The 14,559-nt window shown below is 72.4% G+C and carries 14 protein-coding genes and 1 riboswitch; of the genes, 7 read left to right on the top strand and 7 right to left on the bottom strand.

The window, feature by feature from the left end; genetic code table 11:
- Positions 1–10: 10 nt before the first annotated feature.
- The 3 genes from BLU95_RS27515 to BLU95_RS27505 form a co-directional block, all read right to left on the bottom strand.
- Positions 11–1,054, bottom strand: coding sequence for a C40 family peptidase (locus BLU95_RS27515; protein ID WP_093862332.1), 1,044 nt, complete (start codon positions 1,052–1,054; stop codon positions 11–13).
- A 212-nt stretch (positions 1,055–1,266) separates the two neighbouring features.
- Entirely contained in the window at positions 1,267–2,805 is a 1,539-nt protein-coding gene (locus BLU95_RS27510) for an NYN domain-containing protein (RefSeq protein ID WP_400741963.1), read from the bottom strand.
- A gap of 135 nt (positions 2,806–2,940) precedes the next feature.
- Positions 2,941–3,204 carry a hypothetical protein gene (locus tag BLU95_RS27505; protein WP_093862331.1) on the bottom strand — a complete coding sequence of 88 codons (264 nt, stop codon included), beginning with the start codon at positions 3,202–3,204 and terminating at the stop codon, positions 2,941–2,943.
- Positions 3,205–3,405: 201 nt separating this feature from the next.
- On the opposite strand from BLU95_RS27505, the gene BLU95_RS27500 reads away from it, so the two are divergent.
- Positions 3,406–4,284: a rhomboid family intramembrane serine protease gene (locus BLU95_RS27500; protein ID WP_231977813.1), complete on the top strand. Its 879-nt coding sequence runs from the start codon at positions 3,406–3,408 to the stop codon at positions 4,282–4,284.
- Entirely contained in the window at positions 4,281–4,562 is a 282-nt protein-coding gene (locus BLU95_RS27495) for an Lrp/AsnC ligand binding domain-containing protein (protein WP_030391503.1), read from the top strand. The genes BLU95_RS27500 and BLU95_RS27495 overlap by 4 nt, the downstream gene beginning before the upstream one ends.
- A gap of 33 nt (positions 4,563–4,595) precedes the next feature.
- Here BLU95_RS27495 and BLU95_RS27490 read toward each other — a convergent pair whose 3' ends face one another.
- From BLU95_RS27490 to BLU95_RS27480, 3 genes are all read right to left on the bottom strand, one after another.
- Entirely contained in the window at positions 4,596–5,960 is a 1,365-nt protein-coding gene (locus BLU95_RS27490) for an aminotransferase class V-fold PLP-dependent enzyme (protein ID WP_093862329.1), read from the bottom strand.
- A gap of 54 nt (positions 5,961–6,014) precedes the next feature.
- Positions 6,015–6,132: riboswitch (SAM riboswitch) on the bottom strand.
- Positions 6,133–6,240: 108 nt separating this feature from the next.
- Complete coding sequence (trpD, locus tag BLU95_RS27485) at positions 6,241–7,317, bottom strand: anthranilate phosphoribosyltransferase (RefSeq protein ID WP_093862328.1); 1,077 nt, start codon at positions 7,315–7,317, stop codon at positions 6,241–6,243.
- 174 nt (positions 7,318–7,491) lie between these two features.
- The gene (locus tag BLU95_RS27480) at positions 7,492–7,917 is read right to left on the bottom strand and encodes a hypothetical protein (RefSeq protein ID WP_093862327.1); all 426 of its coding nucleotides are present in this window, start codon (positions 7,915–7,917) and stop codon (positions 7,492–7,494) included.
- 396 nt (positions 7,918–8,313) lie between these two features.
- Between BLU95_RS27480 and ctaE the strand changes: the two genes are divergently transcribed.
- From ctaE to BLU95_RS27455, 5 genes are all read left to right on the top strand, one after another.
- Positions 8,314–8,934, top strand: coding sequence for an aa3-type cytochrome oxidase subunit III (gene ctaE / locus BLU95_RS27475; protein WP_030301107.1), 621 nt, complete (start codon positions 8,314–8,316; stop codon positions 8,932–8,934).
- Positions 8,935–9,121: 187 nt separating this feature from the next.
- Positions 9,122–9,931 carry a cytochrome bc1 complex diheme cytochrome c subunit gene (gene qcrC / locus BLU95_RS27470; RefSeq protein WP_093862326.1) on the top strand — a complete coding sequence of 270 codons (810 nt, stop codon included), beginning with the start codon at positions 9,122–9,124 and terminating at the stop codon, positions 9,929–9,931.
- Positions 9,928–10,998 carry a cytochrome bc1 complex Rieske iron-sulfur subunit gene (qcrA, locus tag BLU95_RS27465; protein WP_093862325.1) on the top strand — a complete coding sequence of 357 codons (1,071 nt, stop codon included), beginning with the start codon at positions 9,928–9,930 and terminating at the stop codon, positions 10,996–10,998. The genes qcrC and qcrA overlap by 4 nt, the downstream gene beginning before the upstream one ends.
- Positions 10,995–12,653 (top strand): cytochrome bc1 complex cytochrome b subunit, encoded by a 1,659-nt coding sequence (gene qcrB / locus BLU95_RS27460; RefSeq protein ID WP_093862324.1) that lies wholly within the window; start codon positions 10,995–10,997, stop codon positions 12,651–12,653. The genes qcrA and qcrB overlap by 4 nt, the downstream gene beginning before the upstream one ends.
- Before the next feature lie 124 nt (positions 12,654–12,777).
- Positions 12,778–13,173, top strand: coding sequence for a GntR family transcriptional regulator (locus tag BLU95_RS27455; RefSeq protein ID WP_093862323.1), 396 nt, complete (start codon positions 12,778–12,780; stop codon positions 13,171–13,173).
- 20 nt (positions 13,174–13,193) lie between these two features.
- Here the strand turns inward: BLU95_RS27455 and BLU95_RS27450 are convergent, their stop codons facing one another.
- Positions 13,194–14,453 carry a L,D-transpeptidase gene (locus BLU95_RS27450; protein WP_093862322.1) on the bottom strand — a complete coding sequence of 420 codons (1,260 nt, stop codon included), beginning with the start codon at positions 14,451–14,453 and terminating at the stop codon, positions 13,194–13,196.
- Between the last annotated feature and the right edge of the window lie 106 nt (positions 14,454–14,559).

Raw genomic sequence — 14,559 nt, 5'->3', positions numbered from 1 at the left:
TGGCGGAGCGTCAGACCCGGCGGATCGCGTTGATCGGCATGGCGTCGGCCTTCATCACCTTCACCACGTCACCGGTGTGCGGCGCGTGCACCACCATGCCGTTGCCGATGTACATACCGACGTGGCTGCGGTCGGCGCGGTAGATGATCAGGTCGCCCGGCTGCGCCTCGGCGAGGGACGGCACCCGGCTGCCGTAGTTGGCCTGCGCCTGCGAGGTGCGCGGCAGCGAGACGCCGGCCTTGGCGTAGGACCAGACCATCAGGCCGGAGCAGTCGAAGGTGTTCGGGCCGACGTCGCCCCAGCCGTACGGGGAACCCTGCTTGCTCATCGCGTTGGCGACGGCCGACCCCGCCATGCCACTGGCCTGGGGCAGGCTGGCCGGGTCGGTGCGCTCGCTGCCGCGCGAGGCGCGGTCGGACTGCTGCTGCGCCGCCTTGACGGCCGCGCGGTCGGCGGCGCTGAGCGAGTTCAGCAGCTCCTGCGCCTCGCGGAGCTTCTTGCCGACCTCGGTCTTGGACTGGTTCAGGTCCTTGGTGGTGCTGTCCAGCGAGGCCAGCACGGCGGCGGCCTCGGCCTTCTGCTGGTCGAGCCGGCGCTGCTGGTCCTGCAGCCCCTTGAGCGCCTCGGCCTGGCTGGAGCTGGCCTGCTGCACGCTGGAGGCCTTGTCCAGGTACCCGGACGGGTCGGAGGACAGCATCAGCTGGACGGACGGGTCGATGCCGCCGGTGCGGTACTGCTCGCCCGCCACCGCGGCCAGCCCCGACTGAAGCTGGGTCATCTGCTCCTGGCCGCGCGCGACCTGGTCCTGGAGCTGGTCCGCCTGCTTGCGCAGCTGGTCGGCCCGCTCCTTGGCGCCGTTGTACCGCTCGGTGGCCTGCTCGGCCTCCTCGTTCAGCTGGTCGATCTGCGCCTTGACGTCGTCCTTCTTCGGCGACGGGCTCGGCGCTGCGTGGGCGGCGACCTGGGCGGAGAGAGCGACCGCGGTCGCAGCGGCCGCGGTGAGCACGGAGACCCGCGCGCGGCTCGGCTGCTTGGGACGGCGGTGGGAGGCCAAGAGGACCGGCTCCTTCTTCCAATGGCCTCACCCGTTGGGGTGAGAATCCGGAAAATAGGTTTGACGCCAGACCCTAGTGAAGATCCACGTTTCGCGCCACTCCCACGATTGCGTGAACCTGCCGCCCGCACCCGGACTTCACGAAACCCGCACAAGACCGCAATCCCGGCGCTGACCAGCCGTCATTGCCGTCGGCCCGCACCGCGCGGGACCTACGGACGGGCCAGCCGGTTCAGCAGCAGCACCGAGGCGACGGGGCGCGCGCCGGCCTTCCGCACGCCGTCCGCGACCTCCTTGTCCGCCGACACCACCACCACCGGGCGGCCCTGCGGCTCCGCCCGGACCAGCCGGCGGATCAGCTCGTCCGCCGTCTCGCCGGTCCGGCTGAACCGCACCCGCACCCCGCGCGGCGGCGCCATGATCACCGGCACGTCGAGGTCCTGGCCGTCGAACACGCAGGTGACCTCCGCCTGGGTGCGCTGCGCCAGCATCGCCAGTCCGCCCAGCAGCCGGATCCGCTGCTGCTCCAGCGGCAGCGTCGGATAGCCCGTCTTGGTGACGTTGTAGCCGTCCACCACCAGATGGACCTGCGGGATCGCCAGCAGCTGGTCCAGCAGCGCCGGGTCGTCCTCGGCCAGCCCGCGCCGCGCCACGTCGTGCGGCGAGGCCGAACCCGGCACCACCGCCTCCACCAGGTCCGCCGGGCGGATCTGGGAGACCGGCAGCGCCAGCTCCCGCTGGAGGCCCTGGGCCGACTGGAGCACGGTGTCCAGCAGCAGCCGCAGCCGCATGTCCTCGACGCCGCGCCCCTCCCGGGCGGAGCGCCGGCCCTGCTCGGCGGAGTTCTCCAGCTCCGTGACCCGGTGCCGCAGCCGCCGCGCCTCGGTCTCCGCCGCGCCGCGCTCGGCCGCCGCCTGCGTCCTGACCGCCTCCAGCTCGGCGGCGACCTTCCGGGTCTCCGCCTGGGCCCGCCGGGTGTCGCTCTCCAGCGAACGCAGCCGCCGGCGCAGCGACTCGGCCTCCTTGCGGACGTCCTCCGACTCGGCCCGCTGCCGCTCCAGGTCGGACCGCGCCGCGGCCCGCAGCTCGGCCAGCTCCGCCTGCAGCTTCTCGACCAGCCGGGTCGCCTCGGCGACCGCGCCCTCGGTGCCGGCCCGCTCGGCCTCGTCGCCGGCCTCCGCGACCAGCCGGCTCCACCCGGCGGAGCGCACCAGATAGGCGGCCGCCGCCACGTCCATCGGGTCGGCGGCGCCCGGCACGGTGCCCGCTTCCAGGGCCCGGACCAGGTCCGGCTGACCCAGCCGCAGCCGCTCCGCTATCCGCACCCGGAAGGCCGGCTCCGCCTCCAGCGCCGCGGCCAGCGCGGTCGCCGCGTACTTGGCCCGGCGGGCGGGGGTGAACTTGGCGTACTGGCGCAGCGACTGGGGCAGTTCGCCGAGCGGCAGACCGCCGAGCGCGTCGGAGGCCAGACCGACCACCCGTCGGCGCACCCCCTCCGGGAGCGGCCGGTCCAGCGTCTCGGCGACCGGCCCCGACACCTCCGGCCCGTCCGGTCCCGCCGACGGGTCCGGGCCGCCCGCTCCGCCGTCCGCTGCCGCCGGCTCCTCACCGGCGCCGGACTCCTCGCCCGCGGGCGCCTCCGCCGGGGCCCCGGCGCCGGAGGGGGCGGCCACTGCCGCGTCCGGCGCCTGCGCGTCCACAGCGGGCTGCCGCCCCTGCGGCCCGGCGGGCTCCTTCGCTGCGTCCACCACGTCCTCGGCTCCGATCCTGGTCCAGCGGGGTACGGCCGCAGGCCGCCACCCCCGTCACACTCCGCGCGTTCTCTCTGTATTGTCCCGTGCGGCGGGCGGCCACGCCGCTCACCGCCCACCGCACGGACCGGGCGGTCAGCCCTGCCCGGGAGCGCCGTCCGCGCCGTCCGCGCCGGGACGGGCCACCAGCTCGACCTGGTCCACGGCGTTGCACCAGCGGCAGCGCACCGACTCCACGGTCTCGCTGAGCACCTGGGTCTCCTCGACCTTGGACTCGCCGGCCAGGTCGAAGTGCAGGAACTCGGTCACCCGGGCGGTCCGGGTCACGTCGAAGCGGGTCAGGTTTCCGCAGAGCGTGCAGCGCCAGCGCGTCTCGGCGGTCAGAGCGGGGACGGTCATCGGGGGTCCTCTCGGGTGGTCCCGGAACGGGCTCAGGCGCTCCCCCCGGAGCCCCGGCGTCGGCGGCGGGAGGCGGGAATGCCCGCCCCAAGCCTATTGCCTGGGGCAACCTTCCCGGCCACCGGCCGAGCACTCCCGGGCGGTAGCCCACCTGCCGTAACCACGCGGTGCCCGCCCGGAACCGGGGGGATGCTGGAGCCCATGGCGATCCCGGTCCCCCACCCCGGCGCGCACCGCGGCCGACCGGCCGCCGCCGCTCCGGCCGTCTGCTACGCGCTGATCGCGCTGAACACCGCGGTCTTCCTGCTCGGACCGGCCGCGGGGCTCAACCCCCTCTACGGCCGGGACCAGGTCCGGGTCTGCGCCGAGCAGCGCTACGAGCAGCGCTGGGGGGCCGTCCCCGCCGAGCTCCTGACCGGTCACCCGCTGACCGCGGACCAACTTGCCGAGGCCCCCGAGCCGGTGCCCGGCTGCCCGGCCTCGGCGACCCCCGGCAAGCACCCGGCGCTGTCCGTGCTCAGCGCGCTCTTCCTGCACGCCGGCTGGCTGCACCTGCTCGGCAACCTGCTCTTCCTCCACGTCTTCGGCCCCACCGTGGAGCGACGGCTCGGCCGCCCCCGGTTCCTCCTCTTCTATCTGGCGGCCGGCGCGCTGACCACCTACGGCTTCGCCCTGGCCGAGGCGCACTCGGCGGACTCGACCCGGGTGCTGATCGGCGCCTCGGGGGCGATCTCCGCCGTGCTCGGCTCCTACCTGCGCTTCCACCCGCACGCCCGGGTCACCACGCTCGTCCCGCTGCTGCTCTTCCTGCCGCTGCGGTTCCCGGCCTGGCTGGTCCTGGGCCTCTGGTTCGCGCTCCAGTGGTGGTCGGTGCACTCCGCCGGACCGGGGGTGGCGTACCTGGTGCACGTGATCGGCTTCGTGGCGGGCTTCCTCTACGCCTGCACCCTGGCCGAGCGCCGCACCCGCCCCCGCCGGACCCTCCGCCGCCCCACCCGCCCGGGCCGCCCCCGCCCCCGCGACGCCGTGACCGACGCCCGCTACCCTGGCGGCACCTCACAAAGGAGTACGCCACCGTGATCACCGCCATCGTCCTGATCAAGACCAGCGTCGACCGCATCCCGGAGATCGCCGAGGCGATCGCCGCCATCGAGGGCGTCAGCGAGGTCTACTCGGTGACCGGCGGCTACGACCTGGTCGCGATGGTGCGGGTGCGCCGGCACGACGACCTCGCCGAGGTGATCCCCGGCCGGCTGAACAAGGTCCCGGGCGTGGCGCACACCGAGACCCAGATCGCCTTCCGCACCTACTCCCAGCACGACCTGGAGGCCGCGTTCGCGATCGGCCTGGAGGAGTAGCGGCCGACCGCGGGCCCGCTCCCCGACGGGGCCTCAGCCCTCCCGGCGGGTGTCCGCGACGCAGCGGCCGCCCTCGTTCCGGTAGCTCCACGCCGCGCCGTCCGTGACCAGCTCGCGGACGGCGGTCAGGAACCGGTCCACGTGCTCGTCCGGGGTGCCGGCGCCGAAGCTCACCCGGATCGCGTTCAGGCTGCGCTCGCCCGGCAGTGAAGCCTCCGGCGCGCCGCACTCGGAGGGCGCGGCCTCCTCGTCGCCGAGCAGCGTGCGCACCAGCGGGTGGGCGCAGAACAGACCGTCCCGCACGCCGATGCCGTACTCGGCGGACAGCGCGGCCGAGAAGTGCGAGCTGTTCCAGCCCCGGACGACGAAGGACAGCACGCCCACCCGGTCGGCGTCGGCACCGAACAGGTTCAGCACCCTGACCTCGGGGATCTCCGCCAGACCGGCCTTCAGCCGGGCCACCAGCACCCGCTCGCGCGCCTCCAGCGCGTCGAACCCGGCCTCGGTGAGCGCCCGGCAGGCGGCCGCGATCGCGTACACGCCGATGACGTTCGGGGAGCCCGCCTCGTGCCGGGCCGGGCCGGTGTGCCACTGCACGGCCACCGAGCCGTCGGTCTCCCGGGCCACGGTACGGGTGGCGCCGCCGCCGGCCAGGTAGGGCTCGGCCTCGTCCAGCCAGTCGGCCCGGCCGGCCAGCACCCCGGCGCCGAACGGCGCGTACAGCTTGTGGCCGGAGAAGGCGATCCAGTCGACCCCCAGCTCGCGCACCGAGACCCGGTGGTGCGGGGCCAGCTGCGCGGCGTCCAGCACCACCCGGGCGCCGTACCGGTGGGCGGTCCGGGTCAGCTCGGCGACCGGCCAGAGCTCGCCGGTGACGTTCGAGGCACCGGTGACGCAGAGCAGCTTCGGGCCCTCGGGCGCACCGGCGAGCGCGGCGTCGAACGCGGCGACCGCCTCGGCGTGCGAGCGGGGGGCGCGCAGACAGGTGACGGTCAGACCGGCGTGCGCCCACGGCAGCAGCGAGGCGTGGTGCTCGGTCTCGAAGGCGAACACCTGGGTCCCGGCCGGGACGGCGCCGGCCAGCAGGTTGAGCGAGTCGGTGGTGGCGCGGGTGAAGACCACCTGGTCGCCCTCGCGCAGGTCCAGGAACTCGGCGACGGTCCGGCGGCTCTGCTCGAACAGGTCGGTGGAGAGCTGGGACAGGTAGCCGGCGCCGCGGTGCACGCTGCCGTAGTACGGGGCGTAGGCGGCGACCTCGTCCCAGACCCGCTGGAGCGCCGGGGCGCTGGCGGCGTAGTCGAGCGCGGCGTAGGCGACCTTGTCGCCGTTGGCGAGCGGGACCTCGACGTCGTGGCCGAGCACGGCGAGGGGGGTGCTGAGATCGGTGGCGAGAGACATGGGGATGCACTCCGTCTACGGGTCAGGGACCCCGGGAGTGCGTGATGATCCGGGTGTCCGCGCTTGCCACGCGGACGGCTCGCCGCACGGCCCGGTCCTCACCCAGGGCACCCCGCCACGGACGGAGGGTTGCCGGACAGCAAGCTGGGGCTTGTCGCTGTCGCTCATGACCTGGCCAAGACTCTAGGTCGGCTCCACCCCTCGGTCAAACAGCGGTCCACATCCCGGACACACGTCGGGGCCCACCGGGAGGATTCCCGATGGGCCCCCAACGGCCCTGTCACACCCGGGCGGTGGCCTCGGACCAGTGCTTCAGCAGGTCCCGCGCGGCACCCGAGTCGACGGCCGCCGCGGTACGCCGCATGGCCGCGCCCAGCTGCTCGGCGAGCGGCGCGTCGGTGAGGTCCAGCGCCACCAGCGCGGCCGCCGCGTTCAGCAGCACCGCGTCCCGCACCGGACCGTGCTCCCCGGCGAGCATCCGGCGCGCGACCTCCGCGTTGTACGCCGGGTCCGCGCCGCGCAGCGCCTCGATGCCGACCGGCTCGATGCCGACCTCGCGCGGGTCGAAGACGGTCTCGGTCACGGCGCCGTCGCGGACCACCCACACCCGCGAGGTGGTGGTGATGGTCAGCTCGTCCAGTCCGTCGTCGCCCCGGAAGACCAGCGCGGTGGCACCGCGCCGGGCGAGCACCCCGGCGATCAGCGCCGCCAGCCGGGTGTCGAAGCAGCCGATCGCGTGCGCCGTCACCCGGGCCGGGTTGGTCAGCGGCCCCAGGATGTTGAAGGCGGTGGGCACCCCGAGGTCGCGCCGGGCCGGCGCGGCGTGCCGCATCGAGGGGTGGAAGGTCGCGGCGAAGCAGAAGGTGAGCCCGACCTCCTCGGCGATCTCGGCGACCCGGCGCGGCCGGAGGTCCAGGCTGATGCCCAGCTTCTCCAGCACGTCCGAGGAACCGCTCGAGGAGGAGGCGGCCCGGTTGCCGTGCTTGACCACCTTGGCACCGGCCGCGGCGGCGACGATCGCCGACATGGTGGAGATGTTGACGGTCTTGGCCCGGTCGCCGCCGGTGCCGACGATGTCCACCGCCGGGCCGGGGATGTCCAGCGGCTCGGCGTGCGCGTACATCGAGTCGACGAGTCCGGAGATCTCCTCGACCGTCTCGCCCTTGGCCCGCAGCGCCACCATGAACCCGGCCACCTGCACCGGGGAGGCCTCGCCGCTCATGATCCGGTCCATCGCCCACGCGGTGGCCGAGCGGTCGAGGTCCTCTCCCCTCAGCAGCGCCGACAGGATGTCCGGCCAGGAGCGGACCACCTGCGCGGGGTCGCTCCCACCGTTCGCAGGCTGCACGTTCACCATGGCTGACTCCGGCTCTCGCTGCCCCGGCTACCCGGGGAAGGACGTAGGGACGGAGTCAGCCTATCGAGCGGCGGCCCGCCGGGGCTCCGCCGTTCACCCTTCTTCTCTCGCAGTGAGACGCCGGACCGAACGCCGGGTGGAACGCCGGACGGAACACGGGCCGGGGACCTGCCCCTAGCGGACGGCGGGCGCCCGCTTGGCCAGCCTGGCCCGCAGCAGCGTGGCGGCGGCCTCCGCCAGCGCCACCGGGTCCACCGGCTGGGAGATCGCCGCGTCGGCCCGGCTCCAGGCGGCCAGCCAGGAGTCCTGCGGCCGGCCGATCAGCACCAGCACCGGCGGGCAACCGTAGATCTCGTCCTTCAGCTGCCGTCCGAGCCCGAGCCCGCCGGCCGGCACCGCCTCGCCGTCCAGGACGCAGAGGTCGACGCCGCCCTTCTCCAGCGCCTTGAGCACCGCGGGGGTGGTCGCGCACTCCAGGTAGGCCAGCTCCGGGAGGTCCTCCGCGGGCCGCCGCCCGAGAGCGGTCAGCACCTGCTCGCGGGTGGTTCGGTCGTGGCTGTAGACGAGAACGGTCAGCGTCTCGTCGGTCGTGTGCGCCATGGGCCCTGCTCCCTCACGTGTGATCCGGACCACGTTCGCCTGTCCCCGGATGCTACTCCCGATCACCGCCCGCCGAGCCCCTCCCGCGCGATCTCGTCCCGACCGCGCCGCGTCCGCGACTGGTCCGGCCGGAGCAGGGCGCGTCACCCCCGCCCGCGCGGTCCACCCGTACGGCGGACGAGTGGAACTTCCCCTTACCCCCGAAGCCCCCCGGACGCCCGCCACGACACGCCGGACGGGGTCCGGACGGGCCCTTCGAGCAACCGTCAGAAAAGGGACACGCCGCTGCTCAGCGGCAGTCCGGACGCCCCGTCGGGCCCCAGGGGGGCATACCGCACGCACCGGACACTCCGAGGGTGACCCCCCGACGTGAAGACGGAATAAGGGACCGACATAATGTCCGTCGTGGCGACAGCAACAGCAGTAGAAACCGGGCACGCGCACGGATCGGTCAACCGGCCGAACATGGTCAGCGTCGGAACGATCGTCTGGCTCAGTTCCGAGTTGATGTTCTTCGCGGCCCTCTTCGCGATGTACTTCACGCTCCGCTCCGTCAAGGGGCCGGAGTTCTGGACCGAGAAGGCGCACGCCCTCAACGTGCCGTTCTCCTCGGTCAACACCACGATCCTGGTGCTTTCCTCGCTCACCTGCCAGCTCGGCGTCTTCGCCGCCGAGCGCGGGGACGTGAAGAAGCTCCGCTCGTGGTTCGTCATCACCTTCGTGATGGGCGCGATCTTCATCGGCGGCCAGATCTTCGAGTACACCGAGCTGGTCAAGAAGGACGGCCTGTCGCTGTCCTCCGACCCGTACGGCACGGTGTTCTACCTGACCACCGGCTTCCACGGTCTGCACGTGACGGGTGGTCTGATCGCCTTCCTGCTGGTCCTGGGACGGACGTACGCAGCCAAGCGCTTCACGCACGAGCAGGCCACCGCCGCCATCGTGGTGTCGTACTACTGGCACTTCGTCGATGTCGTGTGGATCGGCCTGTTCGCGACCATCTACCTGATCAAGTAACCAGCTGATCAGGTCGCTGGCCACCGGCCCCGGGTCCCGCCCTCACCGGCGACGGCCCGATTTCGCCGGTGGCGACGCTCCCACCGACCGACCGCGCGCGCAGCCTTGGACAGGCAGCCTCGTGCCGGCCAGACCGGCCGCCGGGTGCACCCACCAGTCGACCAGATCCTGACACCGGGGTTATTCCGTGAAAAAGCTCTCCGCACGACGGCGCCACCCACTGGCGGCGCTGGTCGTCCTACTTCTCGCCCTGGCGGCAACCGGGGGGCTGTACGCCGCGTTCGCGCCCGCCGGCAAGGCGCAGGCCGACGTGGCGGCGCAGTCGCTCGCGATCGATGAGGGCAAGAAGCTCTTCGCCGTGGGCTGCTCCTCCTGCCACGGCCTGAACGGGCAGGGCAGCAGCGACGGCCCGAGCCTGGTCGGCGTCGGCTCCGCCGCGGTCGACTTCCAGGTGGGCACCGGCCGTATGCCGGCCCAGCAGCCCGGCGCCCAGGTGCCGCGCAAGCCGAACATCTACTCGCAGGCGGAGATCGACCAGCTCGCCGCCTTCGTCGCCTCGCTCGGCCCCGGTCCGGTCACGCCGACCGAGGAGCAGTACACCTCGACCAACCCGGACGACCTGTCCAAGGGCGGCGAGCTGTTCCGCACCAACTGCGCCCAGTGCCACAACTTCGCCGGCCAGGGCGGTGCCCTCACCCAGGGCAAGTACGCCCCGTCCCTGGAGGGCGTGGACGCCAAGCACATCTACGAGGCCATGCAGACCGGCCCGCAGAACATGCCGTCGTTCCCGGACACCACCATGCCCGAGGAGCAGAAGAAGCAGATCGTGGCCTTCGTCCGCCACACCACCAACGATGAGCCCAACCCCGGCGGTCTCACGCTCGGCAGCCTCGGTCCGGTGACCGAGGGCCTGTTCGGCTGGATCTTCGGTCTCGGTGCGCTCATCGCGGTCGCGATCTGGGTCGCCGCCCACACCACCAAGGCCAAGAAGTCATGAGCCACGACATGTCAGAAGAGAAGCTCCCGGAGTCCCACGGCTCCGCCGGGCACCACGAGGTGGCCGCCCACGGCGATCCGTTCGCCGACCCGGGCCTGCCGGCCCACGAGCCGCGTCGCACCGACATCGACGAGCGGGCCGCCAAGCGGGCCGAGCGCCAGGTGTCGCTGATGTTCGTCGTCTCGATGCTCGCCACGATCGGCTTCATCGCCTCGTACGTGGCCATCGACCCGGACAAGATCGTCTACATCTGGCCGCTGGGCCACGTCAGCGCGCTGAACTTCGCGCTCGGCATGACCCTCGGTGTCGCGCTGTTCCTCATCGGCGCGGGCGCGGTCCACTGGGCCCGCACCCTGATGTCGGACCACGAGATCCCGGCCGAGCGTCACCCGATCGAGGCCGACGACGAGGTCCGCGCCGACGTCATCGAGCAGTTCCGGACCGGTGCCGCGGAGTCCGGCTTCGGCCGCCGCAAGATGATCCGCAACACCCTCATCGGTTCGATGGCCCTGGTGCCGCTGTCCGGTGTGGTCCTCCTGCGCGACCTGGGCCCGCTGCCCGAGGACAAGCTGGAGCACACCGGCTGGGAGGAGGCGACCGACGCCAAGCCCCTGCAGCTGATCAACATGAACACCAACCAGCCGATGAAGGCCGAGGACATCATCACGGGGTCGCTGACCTTCGCGATGCCCGAGGGCCTGCACACCCACGACGAGGACTTCCAGCAGCGCATCGCCAAGGACGCCCTCATGCTGGTGCGCATCGCGCCGGAGGACATCAAGGACGACAAGTCCAAGGAGAAGGGCTTCGAGGGCATCCTCGCCTACTCCAAGATCTGCACCCACGTCGGCTGCCCGATCAGCCTGTACGAGCAGCAGACCCACCACGCGCTCTGCCCCTGCCACCAGTCGACCTTCGACCTGGCGGACGGCGCGCGCGTGATCTTCGGCCCGGCCGGCCACCCGCTGCCGCAGCTGAAGATCACCACTGACGAGAAGGGCTTCCTGGTCGCCCACGGCGACTTCGACGAGCCCGTCGGCCCGAGCTACTGGGAGCGTGCTCGATGAGCAGTACGAGCAGCACCACCTCCGGCGCCAAGCCCGCCAGCACGCGCGCCAAGCCCGCGAACAAGTGGGAGCAGGCCGCGGACTGGACGGACGGTCGGCTGGGGATCTACTCCCTCGCCAAGACCAACCTGCGGAAGATCTTCCCGGACCACTGGTCCTTCATGCTGGGCGAGATCTGCCTCTACACCTTCATCATCATCATCCTGACCGGTGTCTACCTGACGCTGTTCTTCAAGCCCTCGATGGGCGAGGTCATCTACAACGGCTCGTACATCCCGCTCAAGGGCATCCCGATGTCCGAGGCGTACGCGTCGACGGTGGACATCAGCTTCGAGGTGCGCGGCGGTCTGCTGGTCCGCCAGATCCACCACTGGGCGGCCCTGGTCTTCGTCGCGGCGATGTTCGTGCACATGATGCGCGTCTTCTTCACCGGCGCGTTCCGCAAGCCCCGTGAGATCAACTGGGTCTTCGGCTTCCTGCTGCTCGTCCTGGGCATGTTCGACGGCTTCTTCGGCTACTCGCTGCCCGACGACCTGCTCTCCGGCACCGGTATCCGGTTCATGGAGGGCGCCGTCCTGGCGACCCCGCTGATCGGCACCTACGTCCAGATGTTCCTGTTCGGGGGCGAGTTCCCCGGCCACGACATCGTGCCGCGGTTCTTCACCATCCACGTGCTGCTGATCCCAGGCATCATGCTCGGCCTGCTGGTGGCGCACCTGATCCTGGTCTTCTACCACAAGCACACCCAGTGGGCGGGCCCGGGCAAGACCGAGAAGAACGTCGTCGGCATGCCGCTGATGCCGGTCTACATGGCCAAGGCCGGTGGCTTCTTCTTCCTGGTGTTCGGTCTGATCGCGGCCATCTCGGCGATCGCCTCGATCAACCCGATCTGGGCGTACGGCCCGTACCGTCCCGACCAGGTGTCCACGGACGCCCAGCCTGACTGGTACATGGGCTTCTCCGAGGGCCTGATCCGCATCATGCCGGGCTGGGAGGTCAGCCTGTGGGGCCACACCCTGAACCTCGGTGTGGCGATCCCGCTGATGGTCCTCTTCCCGGCGGTGCTGGTCTCGATCGCCGCCTACCCCTTCATCGAGGGCTGGATCACCGGCGACAAGCGCGAGCACCACATCCTGGACCGCCCGCGCAACGCCCCGGTCCGCACCGCGCTGGGTGCCGCCTGGATCAGCCTCTACCTGGTCCTGCTGGCGGCGGGTGGCAACGACCTGTTCGCCACCCACCTGCACCTGTCGATCAACTCGGTCACCTACTTCGTCCGCGTGGGCATGTTCGTGGTCCCGGTCATCGTCTTCATCGTCACCAAGCGCTGGTGCCTCGGCCTCCAGCGCCGCGACAAGGAGAAGGTGCTGCACGGCCGCGAGACCGGCGTCATCAAGCGCCTGCCGCACGGCGAGTTCGTCGAGGTGCACGCCCAGCTGCCGCAGAAGGACCTGCACAAGCTCACCGCGCACGAGCAGATCGAGCCGTTCGAGCTGCCGGCCGAGACGGACGAGAACGGCGTGGCCAGCAAGGCCAACGTCCTCGACCGCACCCGGGCGAAGCTCTCCCGCGGCTTCTACGGCGAGGGCAGCCAGATCCCCAAGCCGACCTCCGAGGAGCACCACGAGATCACCAGCGGCCACGGCCACCACTGATCCCGTACGCACCCCGCGTCGCACCCCGAGGGCCGCTGACCAGAGTTCTTCTGGTCGGCGGCCCTCGGGCTTTCCCGGTACCCGGGGGCGCCCCGCGGCGCCCCTCCGAACGTCAGGAGCCCCTGTGCAGCTGTCCGTCGACCCCGCCGCCACCACTCCCCCGTACGAGCAGATCCGGGCCCAGATCGCCGAACAGGCCCGGACCGGCGAGCTGGCGACCGGACTGCGGCTGCCCACCGTCCGCGCGCTGGCCGAGCAGCTCGGGCTGGCGGCCGGGACGGTCGCCCGCGCCTACCGGGAGCTGGAGACCGACGGGGTGGTGGAGACGCACGGCCGGCGCGGCACCCTGATCGCCGCGGTCGGCGACTCCGCCCACCGGCTGGCCGCGGCGGCCGCCGCCGAGTTCGCCGAGCGGGTCCGGCGGCTCGGGGTGCCGGCCGCGGACGCCCTGGCCGCCGCCGACAACGCGCTGCGGCTGGCCTACCGGGAGGAGGCCGGCGAGGGCCCGCAGGGCCCCTGAGGGCCCCCGGGGGGCCGCCCTCAGAGCTGCGGGGCGATCATCCCGCCGGCGGGGGCCCTGGTGGCCGGTGTGGTGGTGCTGACGGGCTGCCCGAGGGCGCTGTGCCCGACCCACTCGCCCCAGCCGACGTTCCAGTCCCCGAAGCCGTTGCCGAACGGCTCCATGCTCTTGCCCCGGCTGTTCACCACCGTCACCAGGTCCCCCACCCTGGTGTTCTGGTAGAACCAGTGGGCGTTCTCGGTGCTCATGCCGGTACAGCCGTGGCTGACGTTCTCCACGCCCTGGGAGCCCACCGACCAGGGTGCCGCGTGCACGTACTCGCCGCTCCAGGTGACCCTGGTGGCCCACTCGACGTCGAGGTCGTAGGACTCCTGGCTGCCGGCCGCTATGCCGATCGTCTCGCCGCTCATCCGGACCTTGCGCTCCTGGCCGAGCACCACCTTGACGCCGTTGCGGGTGTCGAAGCCGGGCTTGCCGGTGGTGACCGGGATCGTCCGGACCACCTGGCCGTCGCGCTTGAGGGTCAGCTCGTGGGCCGCCGCGTCGACCACCGTCTCGACCCGCTCGCCGATCCGCATCGCCAGGGTCGCCCGGTCGCCGCCGTACAGGCCGTCGGAGATCCGGCCGCCGGTGGCCTCGAAGGCCAGCGCGACGACGGTGCCGGTGGGCCAGTACTCCTCGGGGCGGAAGTGCAGGTTCTTGTCGTCCACCCAGTACCAGGCGCCGGTCACGGCGGGCTGCGAGGTCACCGTCAGCGCCCGCTCCACCTCCTGGCGGGCCTGCGGGTCCTTGACCGCCTCGGAGAGCTGCACGGTGAGCGGCTGGCCGACCCCGTAGACGCCGCTGCCGGAGGAGTCGGGGCCGAGCTTGGCGGTCAGCAGCCGCTGGGCGGCCAGGGTGGCGAACCCGGAGGTGGTCTCGCCGCGTCCGCCGCCGCCGTCGGCGGCGGCGATCCGCACGGTGTAGGCGGTGGCCGCCTTCAGCCGGCCGGTGGTCCGCCAGCTGCGCTGGTCCTCCGAGAGCTGCCCGGCGACGATCCGGCCGTCCGGGCCGACCACGGTGACGTCGGTCAGCCGGCTGCCCGGCTCCGCGGTGACCGTGACCGGCTGCGAGGGGTCCACCTTGTCCGTGGCGGAGAGGTGGACCAGCCGGGCCGCGTCGACCTTGCGGACCGGGTCCGCGACCTCCTCGCCGCCGGAGGTGCAGCCGGCCAGCGGGGCCAGCACAACGAGGGCCAGCGTGATGCCGCCGAGACCCGCGATTCCGCGCCTGTCGGCCATGACCGCCTCCCAGGGGTTCGCACGATTGGTCAGATCGTAGGAACCCCCTCCGGCTGAGCGACATCCGAACGGCGTCCGGTTGGGCCGGCGGGGTGAGGCGGTCACT

Source organism: Streptomyces sp. TLI_053, assembly GCF_900105395.1.
Taxonomy (GTDB): domain Bacteria; phylum Actinomycetota; class Actinomycetes; order Streptomycetales; family Streptomycetaceae; genus Kitasatospora.
The sequence above is the reverse complement of the archived record's forward strand: the minus strand, read 5'-3'. Positions and strand labels throughout refer to the sequence as shown.

Coding starts and splice junctions, on each gene's coding strand:
- BLU95_RS27505 (WP_093862331.1), bottom strand. CDS start 3,204: ATGACCGTCCCCGCTCTGACCGCCGAGACGCGCTGGCGCTGCACGCTC.
- BLU95_RS27500 (WP_231977813.1), top strand. CDS start 3,406: ATGGCGATCCCGGTCCCCCACCCCGGCGCGCACCGCGGCCGACCGGCC.
- BLU95_RS27490 (WP_093862329.1), bottom strand. CDS start 5,960: ATGTCTCTCGCCACCGATCTCAGCACCCCCCTCGCCGTGCTCGGCCAC.
- trpD (WP_093862328.1), bottom strand. CDS start 7,317: ATGGTGAACGTGCAGCCTGCGAACGGTGGGAGCGACCCCGCGCAGGTG.
- BLU95_RS27480 (WP_093862327.1), bottom strand. CDS start 7,917: ATGGCGCACACGACCGACGAGACGCTGACCGTTCTCGTCTACAGCCAC.
- ctaE (WP_030301107.1), top strand. CDS start 8,314: ATGTCCGTCGTGGCGACAGCAACAGCAGTAGAAACCGGGCACGCGCAC.
- qcrA (WP_093862325.1), top strand. CDS start 9,928: ATGAGCCACGACATGTCAGAAGAGAAGCTCCCGGAGTCCCACGGCTCC.
- qcrB (WP_093862324.1), top strand. CDS start 10,995: ATGAGCAGTACGAGCAGCACCACCTCCGGCGCCAAGCCCGCCAGCACG.
- BLU95_RS27450 (WP_093862322.1), bottom strand. CDS start 14,453: ATGGCCGACAGGCGCGGAATCGCGGGTCTCGGCGGCATCACGCTGGCC.